The organism is Serratia sp. BNK-12, from assembly GCF_047456085.1.
GTDB lineage: Bacteria > Pseudomonadota > Gammaproteobacteria > Enterobacterales > Enterobacteriaceae > Serratia > Serratia liquefaciens.
Genome location: NZ_CP179896.1, coordinates 231,386 through 250,446, shown reverse-complemented (window position 1 = coordinate 250,446; position 19,061 = coordinate 231,386). Strand labels below are relative to the sequence as shown.

20 protein-coding genes, 1 tRNA gene and 2 rRNA genes are annotated in these 19,061 nt (G+C 52.1%); 6 read left to right on the top strand and 17 right to left on the bottom strand.

What is annotated here, in order from left to right; translation table 11 throughout:
• Window positions 1-89: 89 nt before the first annotated feature.
• From ACMGG1_RS01185 to ACMGG1_RS01175, 3 genes are all read right to left on the bottom strand, one after another.
• Window positions 90-2,997, bottom strand: a 23S ribosomal RNA gene (locus ACMGG1_RS01185).
• Between the two features lie 232 nt (window positions 2,998-3,229).
• Window positions 3,230-3,305: transfer RNA gene (locus ACMGG1_RS01180), tRNA-Glu, on the bottom strand.
• Window positions 3,306-3,450: 145 nt separating this feature from the next.
• A 16S ribosomal RNA gene (locus ACMGG1_RS01175) occupies window positions 3,451-4,991 on the bottom strand.
• The 16S and 23S rRNA genes sit together here with 1 tRNA gene alongside, the layout of an rRNA operon.
• Before the next feature lie 522 nt (window positions 4,992-5,513).
• On the opposite strand from ACMGG1_RS01175, the gene ACMGG1_RS01170 reads away from it, so the two are divergent.
• Window positions 5,514-6,056, top strand: coding sequence for a gamma carbonic anhydrase family protein (locus tag ACMGG1_RS01170; protein ID WP_020837217.1), 543 nt, complete (start codon window positions 5,514-5,516; stop codon window positions 6,054-6,056).
• Window positions 6,057-6,093: 37 nt separating this feature from the next.
• On the opposite strand, the gene aroE is transcribed toward ACMGG1_RS01170, so the two are convergent.
• Genes aroE through dprA form a run of 5 tightly spaced genes read right to left on the bottom strand, consistent with a single transcriptional unit; the run spans window position 6,094 to window position 9,638 of the window.
• Window positions 6,094-6,912, bottom strand: a complete 819-nt coding sequence (aroE, locus tag ACMGG1_RS01165; protein ID WP_129983964.1) for a shikimate dehydrogenase — start codon at window positions 6,910-6,912, stop codon at window positions 6,094-6,096.
• Window positions 6,913-6,923: 11 nt separating this feature from the next.
• Entirely contained in the window at window positions 6,924-7,493 is a 570-nt protein-coding gene (tsaC, locus tag ACMGG1_RS01160) for an L-threonylcarbamoyladenylate synthase type 1 TsaC (protein WP_128865726.1), read from the bottom strand.
• 7 nt (window positions 7,494-7,500) lie between these two features.
• Window positions 7,501-8,046, bottom strand: a complete 546-nt coding sequence (locus ACMGG1_RS01155) for a type I DNA topoisomerase (protein ID WP_020837220.1) — start codon at window positions 8,044-8,046, stop codon at window positions 7,501-7,503.
• Window positions 8,047-8,071: 25 nt separating this feature from the next.
• On the bottom strand, window positions 8,072-8,545 hold the full coding sequence (smg, locus tag ACMGG1_RS01150) for a DUF494 family protein Smg (protein WP_046372501.1): 474 nt from the start codon (window positions 8,543-8,545) through the stop codon (window positions 8,072-8,074).
• The gene (gene dprA / locus ACMGG1_RS01145) at window positions 8,517-9,638 is read right to left on the bottom strand and encodes a DNA-protecting protein DprA (RefSeq protein WP_128865724.1); all 1,122 of its coding nucleotides are present in this window, start codon (window positions 9,636-9,638) and stop codon (window positions 8,517-8,519) included. The genes smg and dprA overlap by 29 nt, the downstream gene beginning before the upstream one ends.
• A gap of 133 nt (window positions 9,639-9,771) precedes the next feature.
• On the opposite strand from dprA, the gene def reads away from it, so the two are divergent.
• From def to mscL, 5 genes are all read left to right on the top strand, one after another.
• Entirely contained in the window at window positions 9,772-10,281 is a 510-nt protein-coding gene (def, locus tag ACMGG1_RS01140) for a peptide deformylase (protein WP_020837223.1), read from the top strand.
• 17 nt (window positions 10,282-10,298) lie between these two features.
• Complete coding sequence (fmt, locus tag ACMGG1_RS01135; RefSeq protein WP_048761140.1) at window positions 10,299-11,243, top strand: methionyl-tRNA formyltransferase; 945 nt, start codon at window positions 10,299-10,301, stop codon at window positions 11,241-11,243.
• A gap of 73 nt (window positions 11,244-11,316) precedes the next feature.
• Window positions 11,317-12,606: a 16S rRNA (cytosine(967)-C(5))-methyltransferase RsmB gene (gene rsmB / locus ACMGG1_RS01130; protein ID WP_414161104.1), complete on the top strand. Its 1,290-nt coding sequence runs from the start codon at window positions 11,317-11,319 to the stop codon at window positions 12,604-12,606.
• Window positions 12,607-12,683: 77 nt separating this feature from the next.
• Entirely contained in the window at window positions 12,684-14,060 is a 1,377-nt protein-coding gene (gene trkA / locus ACMGG1_RS01125) for a Trk system potassium transporter TrkA (protein WP_020837226.1), read from the top strand.
• 145 nt (window positions 14,061-14,205) lie between these two features.
• Window positions 14,206-14,622: a large-conductance mechanosensitive channel protein MscL gene (gene mscL / locus ACMGG1_RS01120; RefSeq protein ID WP_020837227.1), complete on the top strand. Its 417-nt coding sequence runs from the start codon at window positions 14,206-14,208 to the stop codon at window positions 14,620-14,622.
• 57 nt (window positions 14,623-14,679) lie between these two features.
• Here mscL and ACMGG1_RS01115 read toward each other — a convergent pair whose 3' ends face one another.
• The 9 genes from ACMGG1_RS01115 to rpmJ all read right to left on the bottom strand — a co-directional run bounded on the left by ACMGG1_RS01115 (window position 14,680) and on the right by rpmJ (window position 19,044).
• Complete coding sequence (locus tag ACMGG1_RS01115) at window positions 14,680-14,886, bottom strand: alternative ribosome-rescue factor A (protein ID WP_020837228.1); 207 nt, start codon at window positions 14,884-14,886, stop codon at window positions 14,680-14,682.
• Between the two features lie 84 nt (window positions 14,887-14,970).
• Window positions 14,971-15,402, bottom strand: a complete 432-nt coding sequence (gene zntR / locus ACMGG1_RS01110; RefSeq protein WP_020837229.1) for a Zn(2+)-responsive transcriptional regulator — start codon at window positions 15,400-15,402, stop codon at window positions 14,971-14,973.
• Window positions 15,402-15,776 (bottom strand): DUF1992 domain-containing protein, encoded by a 375-nt coding sequence (locus ACMGG1_RS01105; protein ID WP_041415730.1) that lies wholly within the window; start codon window positions 15,774-15,776, stop codon window positions 15,402-15,404. The genes zntR and ACMGG1_RS01105 overlap by 1 nt, the downstream gene beginning before the upstream one ends.
• Before the next feature lie 146 nt (window positions 15,777-15,922).
• Window positions 15,923-16,312 (bottom strand): 50S ribosomal protein L17, encoded by a 390-nt coding sequence (gene rplQ, locus ACMGG1_RS01100; RefSeq protein ID WP_004929726.1) that lies wholly within the window; start codon window positions 16,310-16,312, stop codon window positions 15,923-15,925.
• 40 nt (window positions 16,313-16,352) lie between these two features.
• Complete coding sequence (locus ACMGG1_RS01095; RefSeq protein WP_002919219.1) at window positions 16,353-17,342, bottom strand: DNA-directed RNA polymerase subunit alpha; 990 nt, start codon at window positions 17,340-17,342, stop codon at window positions 16,353-16,355.
• Window positions 17,343-17,367: 25 nt separating this feature from the next.
• Window positions 17,368-17,988, bottom strand: coding sequence for a 30S ribosomal protein S4 (gene rpsD / locus ACMGG1_RS01090; RefSeq protein ID WP_004951125.1), 621 nt, complete (start codon window positions 17,986-17,988; stop codon window positions 17,368-17,370).
• A 30-nt stretch (window positions 17,989-18,018) separates the two neighbouring features.
• Complete coding sequence (gene rpsK / locus ACMGG1_RS01085; protein WP_004951128.1) at window positions 18,019-18,408, bottom strand: 30S ribosomal protein S11; 390 nt, start codon at window positions 18,406-18,408, stop codon at window positions 18,019-18,021.
• Window positions 18,409-18,424: 16 nt separating this feature from the next.
• Window positions 18,425-18,781: a 30S ribosomal protein S13 gene (gene rpsM, locus ACMGG1_RS01080; RefSeq protein ID WP_020837231.1), complete on the bottom strand. Its 357-nt coding sequence runs from the start codon at window positions 18,779-18,781 to the stop codon at window positions 18,425-18,427.
• 146 nt (window positions 18,782-18,927) lie between these two features.
• A complete protein-coding gene (rpmJ, locus tag ACMGG1_RS01075) occupies window positions 18,928-19,044 on the bottom strand; it encodes a 50S ribosomal protein L36 (RefSeq protein WP_002227352.1) in 117 nt (38 codons plus the stop codon).
• Window positions 19,045-19,061: the final 17 nt, after the last annotated feature.

The following is a 19,061-nucleotide window of genomic DNA, read 5'->3' as shown; positions in this document are numbered from 1 at the left end:
ATTCCAACCGCTACTCCCGTAGCCATTGAAACCAATCTCGGAACTCGCTGAAAATCTCTACAATCTCTCTAAAACACCTTTGGTGTTGTAAGGTTAAGCCTCACGGATCATTAGTACTGGTTAGCTCAATGCATCGCTGCACTTACACACCCAGCCTATCAACGTCTTAGTCTTAAACGTTCCTTCAGGGGCCTTAAAGGCCCAGGGAAGACTCATCTCGAGGCAAGTTTCGCGCTTAGATGCTTTCAGCGCTTATCTTTTCCGCACTTAGCTACCGGGCAGTGCCATTGGCATGACAACCCGAACACCAGTGGTGCGTTCACTCCGGTCCTCTCGTACTAGGAGCAACCCCTCTCAATCTTCCAACGCCCACGGCAGATAGGGACCGAACTGTCTCACGACGTTCTAAACCCAGCTCGCGTACCACTTTAAATGGCGAACAGCCATACCCTTGGGACCTACTTCAGCCCCAGGATGTGATGAGCCGACATCGAGGTGCCAAACACCGCCGTCGATATGAACTCTTGGGCGGTATCAGCCTGTTATCCCCGGAGTACCTTTTATCCGTTGAGCGATGGCCCTTCCATTCAGAACCACCGGATCACTAAGACCTACTTTCGTACCTGCTCGAGCCGTCACTCTCGCAGTCAAGCTAGCTTATGCCTTTGCACTAACCTCACGATGTCCGACCGTGATTAGCTAACCTTCGTGCTCCTCCGTTACTCTTTGGGAGGAGACCGCCCCAGTCAAACTACCCACCAGACACTGTCCTCACCCCAGATTATGGGGCCGAGTTAGAACATCAAACATTAAAGGGTGGTATTTCAAGGTTGGCTCCACGCAGACTGGCGTCCACGCTTCAAAGCCTCCCACCTATCCTACACATCAAGGCTCAATGTTCAGTGTCAAGCTATAGTAAAGGTTCACGGGGTCTTTCCGTCTTGCCGCGGGTACACTGCATCTTCACAGCGAGTTCAATTTCACTGAGTCTCGGGTGGAGACAGCCTGGCCATCATTACGCCATTCGTGCAGGTCGGAACTTACCCGACAAGGAATTTCGCTACCTTAGGACCGTTATAGTTACGGCCGCCGTTTACTGGGGCTTCGATCAAGAGCTTCGCCTTGCGGCTGACCCCATCAATTAACCTTCCAGCACCGGGCAGGCGTCACACCGTATACGTCCACTTTCGTGTTTGCACAGTGCTGTGTTTTTATTAAACAGTTGCAGCCAGCTGGTATCTGCGACTGGCTTCAGCTCCGAGAGCAAGTCTCTTCACCTACGCGCCAGCGTGCCTTCTCCCGAAGTTACGGCACCATTTTGCCTAGTTCCTTCACCCGAGTTCTCTCAAGCGCCTTGGTATTCTCTACCTGACCACCTGTGTCGGTTTGGGGTACGATTCTGTGTTACCTGATGCTTAGAGGCTTTTCCTGGAAGCTTGGCATCAACTACTTCTGCACCGTAGTGCATCGTCATCACGCCTCAGGGTTAACAAGTAACCGGATTTACCAGGTCACTCCCCCTACACGCTTAAACCGGGACAACCGTCGCCCGGCTAGCCTAGCCTTCTCCGTCCCCCCTTCGCAGTAACACCGAGTACAGGAATATTAACCTGTTTCCCATCGACTACGCCTTTCGGCCTCGCCTTAGGGGTCGACTCACCCTGCCCCGATTAACGTTGGACAGGAACCCTTGGTCTTCCGGCGAGCGGGCTTTTCACCCGCTTTATCGTTACTTATGTCAGCATTCGCACTTCTGATACCTCCAGCAACCCTCACAGGTCACCTTCAACGGCTTACAGAACGCTCCCCTACCCAACAACGCCTAAGCGTCGCTGCCGCAGCTTCGGTGCATGGTTTAGCCCCGTTACATCTTCCGCGCAGGCCGACTCGACCAGTGAGCTATTACGCTTTCTTTAAATGATGGCTGCTTCTAAGCCAACATCCTGGCTGTCTATGCCTTCCCACATCGTTTCCCACTTAACCATGACTTTGGGACCTTAGCTGGCGGTCTGGGTTGTTTCCCTCTTCACGACGGACGTTAGCACCCGCCGTGTGTCTCCCGTGATAACATTCTTCGGTATTCGGAGTTTGCATCGGTTTGGTAAGCCGGGATGGCCCCCTAGCCGAAACAGTGCTCTACCCCCGAAGATGAGTTCACGAGGCGCTACCTAAATAGCTTTCGGGGAGAACCAGCTATCTCCCGGTTTGATTGGCCTTTCACCCCCAGCCACAAGTCATCCGCTAATTTTTCAACATTAGTCGGTTCGGTCCTCCAGTTAGTGTTACCCAACCTTCAACCTGCCCATGGCTAGATCACCGGGTTTCGGGTCTATACCTTGCAACTATTCGCCCAGTTAAGACTCGGTTTCCCTACGGCTCCCCTATACGGTTAACCTTGCTACAAAATATAAGTCGCTGACCCATTATACAAAAGGTACGCAGTCACACCACGAAGGTGCTCCCACTGCTTGTACGTACACGGTTTCAGGTTCTATTTCACTCCCCTCGCCGGGGTTCTTTTCGCCTTTCCCTCACGGTACTGGTTCACTATCGGTCAGTCAGGAGTATTTAGCCTTGGAGGATGGTCCCCCCATATTCAGACAGGATGTCACGTGTCCCGCCCTACTCATCGAACTCACAATTAATGCATTTTAGTGTACGGGACTATCACCCTTTACTGTGCGACTTTCCAGACGCTTCCACTAACACAAGAACTGATTCAGGTTCTGGGCTCCTCCCCGTTCGCTCGCCGCTACTGGGGGAATCTCGGTTGATTTCTTTTCCTCGGGGTACTTAGATGTTTCAGTTCCCCCGGTTCGCCTCATACGACTATGTATTCATCGTATGATAGTGCAACGAATTGCACTGGGTTTCCCCATTCGGGTATCGCCGGTTATTACGGTTCATATCACCTTACCGACGCTTATCGCAGATTAGCACGCCCTTCATCGCCTCTGACTGCCTAGGCATCCACCGTGTACGCTTAGTCACTTAACCTCACAACCCGAAGGTGTTTCCACTTTCGTGCTGCTACATTTGAGAGACTCTATGACAGGTTAATCCTTATCCCAATACATCTACGGAGGGATAAGTTTCAGCTGTCATGTTTCAATTTTCAGCTTGTTCCAGATTGTTAAAGAGCAATATCTTAAACACGACTCGCAAGAGTCATCTTTAAGATGTTTTCGGTTTCAAGAACCGGTGATAATGTCTTTCACTCATTATCGGATGGCGTCCCCAAGGGGATTCGAACCCCTGTTACAGCCGTGAAAGGGCAGTGTCCTAGGCCTCTAGACGATGGGGACACGAAAATCCGATTAAACTGACTGTCTTAATCGGTTCGTATCAGCATGAGTCAGTGACTCATTACATCAACAGGTAGCGCTTTTGCTCATTACGTTTCTATCAGACAATCTGTGTGAGCACTTCACGCGAATCAATATCATTAGGTAAGGAGGTGATCCAACCGCAGGTTCCCCTACGGTTACCTTGTTACGACTTCACCCCAGTCATGAATCACAAAGTGGTAAGCGCCCTCCCGAAGGTTAAGCTACCTACTTCTTTTGCAACCCACTCCCATGGTGTGACGGGCGGTGTGTACAAGGCCCGGGAACGTATTCACCGTAGCATTCTGATCTACGATTACTAGCGATTCCGACTTCACGGAGTCGAGTTGCAGACTCCGATCCGGACTACGACGTACTTTATGAGGTCCGCTTGCTCTCGCGAGTTCGCTTCTCTTTGTATACGCCATTGTAGCACGTGTGTAGCCCTACTCGTAAGGGCCATGATGACTTGACGTCATCCCCACCTTCCTCCGGTTTATCACCGGCAGTCTCCTTTGAGTTCCCGCCATTACGCGCTGGCAACAAAGGATAAGGGTTGCGCTCGTTGCGGGACTTAACCCAACATTTCACAACACGAGCTGACGACAGCCATGCAGCACCTGTCTCAGAGTTCCCGAAGGCACTAAGCTATCTCTAGCGAATTCTCTGGATGTCAAGAGTAGGTAAGGTTCTTCGCGTTGCATCGAATTAAACCACATGCTCCACCGCTTGTGCGGGCCCCCGTCAATTCATTTGAGTTTTAACCTTGCGGCCGTACTCCCCAGGCGGTCGACTTAACGCGTTAGCTCCGGAAGCCACGCCTCAAGGGCACAACCTCCAAGTCGACATCGTTTACAGCGTGGACTACCAGGGTATCTAATCCTGTTTGCTCCCCACGCTTTCGCACCTGAGCGTCAGTCTTTGTCCAGGGGGCCGCCTTCGCCACCGGTATTCCTCCAGATCTCTACGCATTTCACCGCTACACCTGGAATTCTACCCCCCTCTACAAGACTCTAGCTTGCCAGTTTCAAATGCAGTTCCCACGTTAAGCGCGGGGATTTCACATCTGACTTAACAAACCGCCTGCGTGCGCTTTACGCCCAGTAATTCCGATTAACGCTTGCACCCTCCGTATTACCGCGGCTGCTGGCACGGAGTTAGCCGGTGCTTCTTCTGCGAGTAACGTCAATGCACAGTGCTATTAACACTGAACCCTTCCTCCTCGCTGAAAGTGCTTTACAACCCGAAGGCCTTCTTCACACACGCGGCATGGCTGCATCAGGCTTGCGCCCATTGTGCAATATTCCCCACTGCTGCCTCCCGTAGGAGTCTGGACCGTGTCTCAGTTCCAGTGTGGCTGGTCATCCTCTCAGACCAGCTAGGGATCGTCGCCTAGGTGAGCCATTACCCCACCTACTAGCTAATCCCATCTGGGCACATCTGATGGCATGAGGCCCGAAGGTCCCCCACTTTGGTCCGTAGACGTTATGCGGTATTAGCTACCGTTTCCAGTAGTTATCCCCCTCCATCAGGCAGTTTCCCAGACATTACTCACCCGTCCGCCGCTCGTCACCCAGGAGCAAGCTCCCTGTGCTACCGCTCGACTTGCATGTGTTAGGCCTGCCGCCAGCGTTCAATCTGAGCCATGATCAAACTCTTCAATTAAAAGCTTGATTTGCTTCAACTCGTGAAGCGATGCTCGAAAATTAACTTTCGTAATAATTCAACTAAATGAATTACTGCTTGGTCACTCTTCAAGACTTGATATTTTTTTGAACCCGAAGGTTCTGGATATCGTCTTGTGGAGTGCCCACACAGATTGTCTGATAAATTGTTAAAGAGCAGTGAGTTAGCCGCCGTAGCTTGCTATCTCGAGGTGGCGTATAATACGCTTTCCTCTTTCAGAGTCAACCCCTAAATTTCAGGATTTTTTCTCTTCGAACCCCGGAGACTCTGTGAAGTTGTTCACATGTTCCGTGTCGATGGAGGCGCATTATAGGGATCCGAGTTTTTTGCACAACCCCTTTTTTGATCTTTTCTTTCCGTTTGCGCACTTTTCAGCCCTTTCGGGCGGATCTTGCGCGATCAGCGCCATTTTCCTTAAGATCCGTAGCTTCAGTTGGTTGTAATTCCACCGCCAACGTCTAGTATTGCCGGTAAATATGATCCCGACGTGAGGCTATTACCATGTCCGATGCAGTGCGTTCTTATCTTCATTACTCTCCAAAACTGGGTCAACGCGTAATGATCGACCCTTCCAGCGTGGTGATCGGCAACGTTGAGCTGGCCGATGACGTCAGTATCTGGCCGCTGGTTGCCATCCGCGGCGATGTCAACGCGGTAAAGATCGGTCCGCGCAGTAATATTCAGGATGGCAGCGTGCTGCACGTGACTCATAAGTCCGAACATAACCCAGAAGGTTACCCGCTGTTGATCGGGGAAGACGTGACCGTAGGCCACAAAGCCATGCTGCACGGTTGCGCCATAGGCAACCGGGTATTGGTAGGGATGGGATCGATCCTGCTGGATGGTGCAGTAATAGAAGATGATGTGATGATTGGTGCCGGCAGCCTGGTGGCTCCGGGTAAACGTCTGGCGAGCGGTTATCTTTATATGGGAAGTCCGGCACGTCAGATTAGGCCATTGACTGCAGCTGAGTTGGAAGGGCTGCTCTACTCTTCTACTAACTATGTACGTTGGAAAGACGAATATTTGTCTGAAGACATCTGACAAACGCCCGTTCCCTGGCAAGAGAACGGGCACAAGGTTATGCCGCCAACTCGTGGCGCAGTTGACGTAGTACTGGTTCTATCTCCGGCATCACGCCGTGCCACAACAGGAACGCATGCGCGGCCTGCCCCACCAGCATCCCTAATCCGTCAGCATATTCTGTAGCACCCTGTTGCTGTGCCCAGGTCAGAAACGGCGTTAAACCCTGCTGATAAAACATGTCATAACAGCGCGTGTTGCCAGTGATAGTGCCAACCGGCAATGCCGGGATCTCGCCGCTGATCCCGGACGCCGTAGCGTTGATCACTAAATCAAATTGTTGTTGATCGAGTTGATCCAGAGGCAAGGCGGTGATTTCACCGAGATGCTGAAAACTTTCTGCCAGCATTTGCGCACGACTGAAAGTGCGGTTGGTGATCGTCATCTCACAACCAAAAGACAACAGCGGCAAGATCACGCCCCGTGCTGCGCCCCCCGCCCCCACCAGCAAAATGCGATCCTTTGGTTTGATCAGCCCTTGGCGTTCCAGATCGGTCAGCAGGCCGATCCCGTCCGTATTGTCACCCAGCAACCCACCGTCCGGCAGCACCTTGAGCGTATTGACCGCTCCGGCCAACGAGGCACGCTCGCTCAATTCAGACGCAGCCTCGTAGGCATGCTCTTTAAAAGGTACTGTGACGTTCGCCCCCTGACCACCAGCGTGAATGAACGCTTGCAGCGCCGTTTCGAAACCGTCCAGCGGTGCCAACACCGTACCATAGGGATGTTCTATGCCAGTTTGAGCGGCAAACAACGCATGAATGCGCGGTGATTTACTGTGGCTGATAGGATTACCGAATACCGCAAACTTCTCCATTCACATTACCTCTAGCCTTGACGGATCTGTTCGCCGCTCAGGGCATCTCTGATTTCTGAAGGATTAAGGCGGCCACCAACGCTGCCGGCTAACACCGGGAAAGCGACGCCAAACTGCTTCTGCACTTCCTCGGCGCTACGGCAAGGCTCTTGCCCGCTGAGGTTGGCGCTGGTCGAGACCAGCGGTTTCCCGAATCCTCGGCAAAGCTGCTGAACCAGTGGATGATCGCTGACACGTACCGCCAGAGAGTTGAAACGGCCGGTCAACAAGCGCGACGTTTCCGGACGAGCAGGTATCACCCAGGTGACCGGACCGGGCCAACTGGCAAAAATGGCAGCCCGCTGCCGCTCGCTGAGTGCACTGTCATCTATATAAGGTGCTAACTGCGCATAATCGGCAGCGATCAGGATCAGTCCCTTTTCCCAAGGCCGCTGTTTGAGGGCCAGCAATGCATTTACCGCTTGTTCACTGTCAGGATCGCACCCTAAGCCAAATACGGCTTCTGTAGGGTAAGCGATAACCTGCTGAAGATGCAGCGCGTCAATAATGGGTGTAAAGAGAGGAGTGGTATCTGAGTTCATGGCGTCATTATTCTGTGGTTGCTACGGGTTTTCCGCAAAGCTTACTGGCACAGCAAAGGACTGGGCCTTTTGCCGAACGCTTTTCCATCAGCAGCGGGTAGTGGCAGTACTCGCACTCACCGGCGACGGGTTTAAAATTGAGGACAAACTGACATTCAGGGTAGCGATCGCAGGCGTGGAAAACCTTACCATAGCGTGATTTACGCTGCAGCAGTTTGCCCTGACCACACTGCGGGCAGCTGATGCTGGTTTCGTCCGGTTTATCGATGACTTCGGTGTGATCGCACTCCGGATAGTTGCTGCAACCGATAAACATACCGTAACGGCCCTGGCGCAATGCCAGCGTCGCCTGGCATTTGGGGCATTCCTGCCCGTCCAACATCTTGACGATGTGCCCATCGGCCTGCGCTTTTAGCGGTCGAATATGTTGGCACTCAGGATAACGGGAACAGCCGAGAAAAGGGCCGTGGCGACCACTGCGGATCACCAATTCGGCCCCACATTCCGGACAGGGTTCATTTTGCCTGGCGGCAAAAATCGCGGCTTTTGTCATAACTTCTTCTATAGATGTTATCGGCTCAGTGCAGATAACCTTCGTTTACTTCAAACAACAGTTCTTCCATTTGCTGATAGGCGCTTTCATACCCAGGGATATTAAACAGCACCATCAGCACTACCCATTTCAGATCTTCGAGATCGAATTCCGTATTATCCAAAGCCATAACACGATCGATAACCATTTCACGGGTTTCGAGGTTCAATACCTGAATCTGCTCCAGGAACAGGAGGAAACCACGGCAACTGGCATCCAAACGCACGCCTTCTTCTTCGGTGTAAATCCGCATGGCCAGCGGATCGGCATCCATAAAATACGGCGCATTTTCGCCTTCCTGCAGGTCAGCGAGTTTTTCGAGCCAATTCAACGCGTTGTAGATATCATCCCGATCAAACCCCGCCTGAGCGAGATCATCAGTCAGTTGATCCTGATCGACGCGCATCTCTGGTTCATTGTGGATATAAGTTTCAAACAAGTACATCAGTACGTCGAACATGGCCTGCCCTCCTTATTCGGACATAGCCGCCGGGTACAGCTGCGATCCACCCTGCTAACTCCAGATCGAGTAATTTGATTACTACCTCTGGCACAGGTTGGCCGGCACGTTCAGCGACGACGTCAACAGGTGTCACCTCATCTCCTACGTTAGCCAACACATCGGCAAATGGCAATTCAACTTCGGCTTCTGACGCACAAATAGTTGTATTTTCGTTCAACGACAGCCAATGCAGGCCGCTTCCCAGCTGTTCCGCGATCTCTTTCGGCCCGGTAACCAGATAAGCACCCTGTTGGATCAGCCAGTGTGTACCCTCACTCATTGGGTTACCCAGCGCACCGGGTAAAGCGAAAACCTCACGTCCCTGATCAAGCGCACAGCGGGCAGTAATCAGCGTCCCGCTGCGCAGAGAGGCTTCAACTACCACCACGCCCAGACTTAACCCACTGATGATGCGGTTACGGCGTGGGAAATGGTCCGGCATCGGCAAATCGGTGACCAAATATTCTGAGAGCAAAGCCCCGCCACTATCAGCGATCTCTTCGGCCAGACGGCGATGTCGGCGCGGATAGATATTGGCCAGGCCACTGCCCAGAACGGCAACCGTATGTCCTTCCGCCGCAAGTGCTGCACGATGGCAGACGCTATCAATGCCAAGAGCCAACCCGCTGGTGATGGTAAACCCACAGTGAACCAGACCGGTGGTAAAGTAATTGCCCCAGTGCTCACCATAGTGGCTAAACTGGCGGCTGCCGACCATAGCGATTTGCGGCTGCTGCACCGCTTGCGGGTTGCCTTTGACCAGCAGCAGCAAGGGGGCATCGTCGATATGAAGCAACCGCTCTGGATAGCCGCACTCACCGTAGATCCACAGAAAATGGTCGGGCTGTTCCAACCAGGCAAGCGTGGCAGCCAGATAACGTGGATCCGCCTGGCGAAACTGCGCCTGCTGTCGGGTATTCAGCCCCAGTTCATGCAGCAAGCGGGAAGGTTCTCCACCGGCCCAGACCAACTGCCGTATTATCTGGCTGGCCTGCGCTGTGCCAAGCCCAGTGACTCCGCGCATCCGTAAGCCGATTTCCTGTGCCTGCATCGCCTGTTCCCTCGCAAAAAATGGTGGTATTACCAATTCGAGCAATTGGTGCGCAATGCTGTCAATCAGGCCGGGAAATGTCTAGAATAGAAGCTAAACCTCGTTTATCACTCGGATACAGATCTCAAGATATATGTCAGTATTGCAGGTATTACATTACCCAGACGACCGGCTGCGCAAAGTTGCGGCCCCGGTAAAAGAAGTCAATGCGAATATCCAGCGCATCGTGGATGATATGTTTGAAACCATGTACGCAGAGGAAGGCATTGGCCTGGCTGCGACACAGGTGGATATCCATCAGCGCATTATCGTCATTGACGTTTCTGAAAACCGCGATCAGCGCCTGGTGCTGATCAACCCGGAGCTGCTGGAAAAAAGCGGCGAAACCGGGATCGAGGAAGGTTGCCTTTCCATTCCTGAGCAGCGTGCTTTAGTTCCGCGCGCCGCTAACGTGAAAATCAGAGCGCTGGATCGCGACGGCAAGCCTTTTGAGCTGGAAGCCGACGATCTGCTGGCCATCTGTATTCAGCACGAGATGGATCACCTGGTTGGCAAACTGTTCGTCGATTACCTGTCGCCACTCAAGCGCCAGCGTATCCGCCAGAAACTGGAAAAACTGGCCAAGTTTAACGCGCGCGCCTAACCGATCAGGAAATCAACGTGTCTGACTCTTTACGGATTATTTTCGCCGGAACTCCAGACTTCGCAGCGCGTCACCTTGACGCGCTGTTGTCATCTGGGCACCAGATTGTCGGGGTTTTCACCCAGCCTGACCGCCCCGCCGGCCGCGGTAACAAGCTGACGCCAAGCCCGGTCAAGGTTTTGGCCGAGCAGCATCAATTACCGGTATTTCAGCCAAAATCACTGCGCCCGGAAGAAAACCAGCACCTGGTGGCCGATCTCAACGCCGATGTGATGGTCGTCGTGGCTTATGGGCTGATCTTGCCGAAAGCGGTGCTGGATATGCCGCGACTTGGCTGCATCAACGTCCACGGTTCCCTGCTGCCACGCTGGCGTGGCGCCGCGCCGATCCAGCGTTCACTCTGGGCCGGCGATAACGAAACTGGCGTCACCATCATGCAAATGGACGTAGGTCTTGACACCGGCGATATGATGTACAAAATCGCCTGCCCGATTGAAGCCGATGACACCAGTGCCAGTCTGTATGACAAACTGGCGCAGCTCGGCCCGCAGGGCATGTTGACCACGCTGCAGCAAATGGCTGAAGGTTCTGCCAAACGTGAAGTGCAGGATGAATCGCTGGTCACCTACGCTGAGAAGCTGAGCAAAGAAGAAGCTCGCCTCGACTGGAGCTTGTCAGCCGTGCAGCTAGAACGCTGCATCCGCGCCTTTAACCCGTGGCCAGTCAGCTATTTCACCATTGACGATCAGCCGGTAAAAGTGTGGCAAGCCACGGTGTTGGAACAAAACGCCAATGCGGAACCCGGCACCATCGTTCATGCCGACAAACACGGCATCCAGGTTGCTACCGCCGAGGGTATCCTTAACCTGACTCAGCTGCAGCCAGCGGGCAAAAAACCCATGTCGGCACAGGATCTGCTGAACTCACGTCGTGAATGGTTTACACCGGGTAACCGGTTATAAGCCGCCCTCACTGCCCGGCCGATAATCGCCGGGCTGTTTCTTTCTTAATGCCGATCGCTACCCGCTTTAGCCTATGAAAAACAACTACAATCTCCGAAGCATCGCAGCCAAAGCCATCGGCCAGGTGCTGGATCAGGGCCAGTCTCTCAGTACTGTCTTGCCGCCACTGCAAAAATCCATTTCTGACAAAGACCGCGCTCTGCTGCAGGAGTTATGCTTCGGCACCCTGCGCGTGCTGCCACAGTTGGAATGGTGTATTCAGCAATTGATGGCCAAGCCAATGACCGGCAAACAGCGCACGCTGCACTATCTGCTGATGGTCGGCCTCTACCAACTGCTGTATACCCGCATCCCAGCTCATGCAGTGCTGGCGGAAACGGTAGAAGGCGCCGTCGCGCTGAAACGGCCGCAGCTTAAAGGGCTAATCAACGGTGTATTGCGCCAGTTCCAACGACAGCAGGAAGAGTTGCTGCAACGCGCCGCCAATAATGACAGCCGCTATCTGCATCCAAGCTGGCTTTTGAAACGTATCCAGCAAGCCTACCCCGCGCAGTGGGAACAAATCGTCGATGCCAATAATCAGAAGCCCCCGATGTGGCTGCGTGTCAGCCGACTTCATCACACCCGTGAAGATTATTTGCAGCTGATGGCGCAGACGGGTATTGCAGCCGAACCCCATACCGAATATCGCGATGCAATACGCCTGCTGGCGCCATGCGCCGTTACCGACCTGCCGGGATTTGCCGACGGCTGGGTTACCGTGCAGGATGCTTCCGCTCAGGGTTGTGTCGATCTGCTGGATCCGCAAGACGGAGAACAGATCCTCGATTTGTGTGCCGCTCCCGGCGGCAAAACCACGCATATTCTGGAAGCTGCGCCCAAAGCTCATGTCATGGCGGTCGATATCGATGAGCAACGCCTGAGTCGAGTCAAAGAAAACCTGCAACGCCTGCGTTTACACGCCGAGGTCAAGCAAGGCGATGGACGTACACCGCAAGACTGGTGTGGTGATAAGCAATTCGATCGCATTTTGCTGGATGCACCGTGCTCTGCCACGGGTGTGATCCGCCGTCATCCGGATATCAAATGGTTGCGTCGCGATAGTGACATCGCTGAACTGGCTGCGCTGCAGGCCGAGATTATCGAAGCTATTTGGCCACATCTCAAAAAGGGCGGTGTGCTGGTATACGCTACCTGCTCAATTTTGCCGGCAGAGAACGCGGAGCAGATTACCGCCTTCCTCCAGCGCCATCCCGAAGCCCGTCTGGTTGAAACCGGCGATGAACAGCAGCCTGGCCGACAGAATCTTCCCCATCCGGAGGATGGAGATGGCTTCTTTTACGCTAAGCTGATTAAAATGTAGCTATTCAGTATTCAGGGCGCGGCTGTTGCGCCCTTTCAGAAAACCTTCAGCGGTTTCAGTGTGAAGCAGAGAAGCGAATGAAAATAATTATTCTTGGTGCCGGTCAGGTTGGTGGAACACTGGCGGAAAACCTGGTGGGCGAAAACAACGACATTACCGTCGTGGATACCGACTCTGGCCGTCTGCGTCAGCTGCAGGATAAGTTCGACCTGCGGGTTGTTCAGGGCTACGGTTCCCATCCACGCGTACTGCGAGAAGCAGGCGCAGAAGATGCCGACATGCTGGTTGCGGTCACTAACTCTGACGAAACCAACATGATTGCCTGTCAGATTGCCTATTCGCTGTTTAATACGCCGAACCGAATCGCCCGTATCCGCGCGCCTGAATATATCCGTGAATCAGAGAAACTGTTTCAACCTGAAGCGGTGCCAATCGACCATTTGATCTCGCCTGAACAGCTGGTTATCGATTATATCTATAAATTAATTGAATACCCTGGAGCATTGCAGGTGGTGAACTTTGCAGAAGGCAAAGTCAGTATCGCTGCAGTAAAAGCCTATTACGGCGGCCCGTTGGTGGGTAATGCCCTGTCTTCTATGCGTGAGCATATGCCGCATATCGATACCCGCGTTGCCGCTATATTCCGTCAGGATCGGCCGATCCGCCCACAGGGCTCTACAATTATCGAAGCCGGAGACGAAGTGTTCTTTGTTGCGGCTTCACAGCATATCCGTGCGGTAATGAGTGAGCTACAACGGCTGGAAAAACCTTATAAACGAATCATGATTGTCGGCGGCGGTAACGTCGGTGCTGGCCTGGCGCAGCGCTTGGAGAAATCCTACAACGTGAAGCTGATCGAACGTAATCAGCAACGCGCCACGGAGCTGGCCGAACAGCTGCATGACACCATCGTGTTCTATGGCGATGCCTCTGACCAGGAGTTATTGGCGGAAGAACATGTTGATCAGGTAGATGTTTTTATCGCTATCACCAATGATGACGAAGCCAACATCATGTCTGCCATGCTCGCCAAACGTATGGGTGCCAAAAAGGTGATGGTGTTAATTCAGCGTCGTGCCTACGTTGACCTGGTGCAGGGCAGCGTCATCGACATTGCCATTTCCCCTCAGCAAGCCACGATCTCAGCGTTGCTGGGCCACGTACGTAAAGCAGATATCGTCAGTGTTTCATCGCTACGGCGCGGCGTGGCAGAGGCCATTGAAGCTATTGCACACGGTGACGAGAGCACCTCAAAAGTAGTTGGGCGTATCGTTGAAGATATTAAATTACCGCCGGGCACGACCATTGGCGCCATTGTCCGCGGTGATGACGTAATTATCGCCAACGGCAGCAGCAAAATCGAACAGGGCGATCACGTCATTATGTTTATTACCGATAAAAAGTTCGTTCCTGACGTTGAACGTTTGTTCCAACCAAGTCCGTTCTTCCTGTAGAACGAATTAATTGTCCCATGGTCTATAATCAGGTTGATATTCGTTGCCGTGGGTAAGAAGAGATAAAAACTTTTCTCTGCTTATTGTGGCAAAGGGAAATTGCTTTGTTAAACTTGAGTTATTAATTCTGCAAGGGGTGCGTTCTATGAGTATGATGAAAGAGTTTCGTGAGTTTGCCATGCGTGGCAACGTGGTTGATTTGGCAGTCGGTGTGATTATCGGTGCAGCATTCGGCAAGATCGTATCGTCTTTCGTTGCAGATATCATCATGCCACCGCTGGGTTTACTGATCGGCGGCGTTGACTTCAAACAGTTCCACCTGGTGTTACGCGAAGCTCAGGGCGCAGTGCCTGCAGTAGTGATGAACTACGGTTCATTCATTCAAACCGTTTTTGATTTTGTTATTGTTGCCTTTGCTATTTTCCTGGCAATTAAGTTAATGAACAAAGTACGTCGCAAACAGGAAGAAGCGCCAGCCGCACCACCTGTGCCAACTGCAGAAGAGAAGCTTCTGACTGAAATTCGCGATTTACTCAGTCATCAGCAGCAACCAAAACTGTAAATCAGTTAATCCTGCGCTAATAAAAAGCCATCTAAATCAGATGGCTTTTTTAATGCCTTAAAACCAGAAGGCCAGTGGTAAATTATCATTTGATAGTTTGCCACTGGCCTCCCAATTACCGCCTTTTGCGTGTTTGTCTTTACGCCGGTAGCTGCCTTTCCCTTTGGTATTTTTCTCTACCCGTTGGCGAAATAGTGGATCATGCAACAGTGCCTCAATGGCATTGTCCTGGATCTTACCTTTAGTATGTCGGTATTGAGTCATGGTAATTCACCTTGTTTGTCTATGGTTATAAAACGAGAAGATAATACTGCCAGCAGTATAAAAATTAAAGGGCCGGCAAGCCTGTCAGGCACCCTTTTTCACTTTTTCATCGCTGGCGCCCTGTTCCAGCGCTTCCAGAATCGAGCAATAATTGCTGGTATGTGCGCTTCCGCAGCAGGCATCACTAAGGCGCTTTAGCGACTCACGCATCCGCGTTAATTCCTTAAGCTTGTTCTCGACTTCGCTCAGACGCGCATCGACGATCGACTTCGATTCCTGGCAGGTATGATGCTCAGGATCGACACGGATCGACAGCAGTTCAGCAATGGTTTCCAACGTAAAACCGAGCTGCTTGGCATAACGGATAAAGCGCAACCGCTGCAGGTCTTGATCGCTGTACAAGCGATAGCCGCCTTCGGTACGAATGTTATGATCCATCATTCCCTGCTTCTCGTAATAACGCACGGTATCCGGCGTCACATCGGCAAGTTTTGCCAGTTGCCCTATCTTAAACATCACTCTTCCTCCGGCGAAAATTTGCTGCTCAATGCTCTCTGATATTCACCGTGTAAAAAATCTGTGCTCATTCCAGCCTGACGAAGACGATGTTCCAACAGGGCCATTCGCTTGCCAAGTTCGGCATAGTCTGGATGTTCGCTATCAATTCCCTGTAGCAAACGGGCAATGTTCAAAGCCTCTTTACGATCTTCGAGCTCAGCAGGTAGATAGCCAGCATTTTTTAGCAGGCGAAAACCTGTTCGCAATTCAGCGGGCACGGCACTGTCATCATCCAACTCTAGAGGCTGCCCCTGGCCGGGCAAGTTATCTAACTCACCTTTCGCCTGCGCATCAAGAATATGGCGCTCCGCCCACTGATCAAGTAGCCACATAACATACTCTCTCAACTGACTAATGAATAGCGTTAGCATAGCGGATAGGGAGGGGGATCTTAAGCCTGGCGGGGAAAGAACGCACGTTTGGCTGATTATGGACGTAAAAAAACCGGGCTTGCCCGGTTTTTTTACGCGTCTACAGATTACTCTGCAGTTGCTACTTCTGCTTGAGACTCAGCACGATCAACCAGCTCGATGTATGCCATCGGCGCGTTGTCGCCTGCGCGGAAGCCACACTTCAGAATGCGAGTGTAACCACCGGCACGGCTCGCGAAACGCGGGCCCAGCTCGTTAAACAGTTTTGCCACGATCTCGTTATCACGAGTACGGGCGAATGCCAGACGACGATTAGCTACGCTGTCGGTCTTGGCAAGAGTAATCAGCGGCTCAACAACGCGACGCAGCTCTTTCGCTTTTGGCAAGGTCGTCTTGATGATCTCATGACGAACCAAAGAGCCGGCCATGTTACGGAACATAGCCTGGCGATGGCTGCTGTTACGGTTCAGTTGACGACCACTCTTACGATGGCGCATGACCTTATCCTTCTCAGTAAAACCTTAACCTGTGATCCGGTTACTCGTCAGCAATGCTTGCCGGTGGCCAATTTTCCAGGCGCATGCCCAGAGAAAGTCCACGGGAGGCCAGCACGTCTTTAATCTCAGTAAGAGATTTTTTACCCAGGTTCGGCGTTTTCAGCAACTCAACCTCGGTACGCTGTACCAGATCACCGATGTAGTGGATAGCTTCTGCCTTAAGGCAGTTAGCAGAGCGGACAGTCAATTCCAGATCGTCAACAGGGCGCAGCAGGATCGGATCGAACTCTGGTTTTTCTTCTTTAACTTCCGGTTGACGTACATCACGCAAGTCAACGAAGGCTTCAAGTTGTTCGGCCAGGATGGTTGCCGCACGGCGGATCGCCTCTTCAGGATCGATCGTGCCATTGGTTTCCATTTCGATTACCAGCTTGTCCAGGTCAGTACGCTGTTCTACACGCGCTGCTTCAACATTGTAGGCAATACGCTCTACAGGGCTATAGCATGCGTCAACCAACAGACGACCGATCGGGCGCTCATCTTCTTCCGAATGAATTCGGGCAGAAGCCGGCACATAACCACGACCACGTTGAACTTTGATACGCATGCTGATAGCAGCGTTTTCATCGGTCAGGTGGCAGATCACGTGCTGAGGCTTGACGATTTCGACATCACCATCATGGGTAATGTCGGCAGCGGTCACAGGGCCAATGCCAGATTTATTCAGGGTAAGAATAACTTCATCTTTGCCTTGAACTCTCACCGCCAGCCCTTTCAGGTTGAGCAGGATCTCCAGGATATCTTCCTGTACGCCTTCTTTGGTGCTGTACTCGTGCAGTACACCATCAATCTCAACCTCGGTCACCGCGCAACCCGGCATAGATGAAAGCAGAATACGGCGCAGTGCGTTGCCAAGAGTATGGCCAAAGCCACGCTCTAAAGGCTCAAGGGTCACCTTGGCGTGCGTCGAACTGACTTGCTCGATATCTACCAGGCGCGGTTTTAGAAACTCTGTCACAGAACCCTGCATTGTGTCCTCTCTTTGGTACTAAGCCTTACTTGGAGTAAAGCTCGACGATCAGGTGTTCGTTAATGTCCGCAGACAGATCGGTACGTTCAGGCATACGCTTGAACACGCCTTCCATCTTAGCAGCATCAACTTCAAGCCAAGTCGGCTTTTCACGCTGCTCAGCCAGCTCCAGAGAAGCTTTAACACGAGATTGCTTTTTAGCTTTCTCGCGGATGCTGACTACGTCATTCGGAGATACCTGATAAGAAGCGATGTTAACAACGCGACCATTTACCATAATTGCTTTGTGGCTAACCAACTGACGTGACTCTGCACGAGTAGCGCCGAAGCCCATACGGTAAACAACGTTGTCCAGACGACCTTCCAGCAGTTGCAACAGGTTTGCACCGGTGTTGCCCTTCAGGCGTGCTGCTTCTTTGTAATAGTTACGGAATTGACGCTCCAGAACACCGTACATACGGCGAACTTTTTGCTTCTCACGTAACTGTACACCATAGTCAGACAGACGCGGTTTACGCGCACCGTGTTGACCAGGCGGTTGCTCAATTTTACACTTGGTATCGATCGCGCGAACGCCAGACTTCAGGAACAAGTCTGTGCCCTCACGGCGGCTAAGCTTGAGCTTAGGACCCAAATATCTTGCCATTTTCTTTCTCCAACTAACCTAAAAGCAGCGTTATACGCGACGCTTTTTCGGCGGACGACAACCGTTGTGAGGGATAGGAGTCACATCAGTAATGTTAGTGATGCGAAAACCTGCGGCGTTCAGTGCACGAATAGTTGATTCGCGACCCGGACCCGGTCCCTTAACCATAACTTCCAGGTTCTTGATACCGTATTCTTTTACTGCGTCAGCACAACGCTCGGCTGCAACCTGAGCTGCAAACGGAGTTGACTTACGAGAACCACGGAAACCAGAACCACCGGCAGTTGCCCAACCCAATGCGTTACCCTGACGATCGGTAATAGTCACAATGGTGTTGTTGAAAGAAGCATGGACATGAGCCACGCCGTCAGAGACTTGCTTTCTTACACGCTTACGTGTACGAACAGGTGCCTTTGCCATTATTCAATCACCCTGATTATTTCTTGATCGGTTTACGCGGACCCTTACGGGTACGTGCGTTGGTCTTCGTACGCTGACCGCGAACTGGCAGACCACGACGATGACGCAAACCACGGTATGTACCAAGATCCATCAGACGCTTGATGCTCAGGGTAACTTCACGACGCAAATCACCTTCTACAGTGAATTTGGCGACTGCTTCACGCAGCTGTTCAATTTGCTCTTCAGACAGCTCACTGATCTTAACATGTTCAGCAATACCCGTAGCTGCACAGATAGACTGTGAGCGGGTTTTACCGATTCCGAAGATCGACGTTAAGGCGATTACGGTATGTTTATGATCAGGAATGTTAATGCCTGCTATACGGGCCACTATGCACTCCTACTATTTTATACGGCAACACCATTCTGAAAAGCCCGTTTTCAGGATACTCAAATAATGTTGCAGCTACATACAAAAGATTGGCTGGCTAATCTAGCCAGCTCAACCCAACTTTGCAAGAAAAATATGCGAGATAATCAGCCTTGACGCTGTTTATGCTTCGGCTCGGCGCTGCAAATCACACGAACGACACCGTTACGCTTAACGATTTTGCAGTTACGACATAATTTCTTGACGGAAGCACGAACTTTCATTTTTACTCTCCGTAACT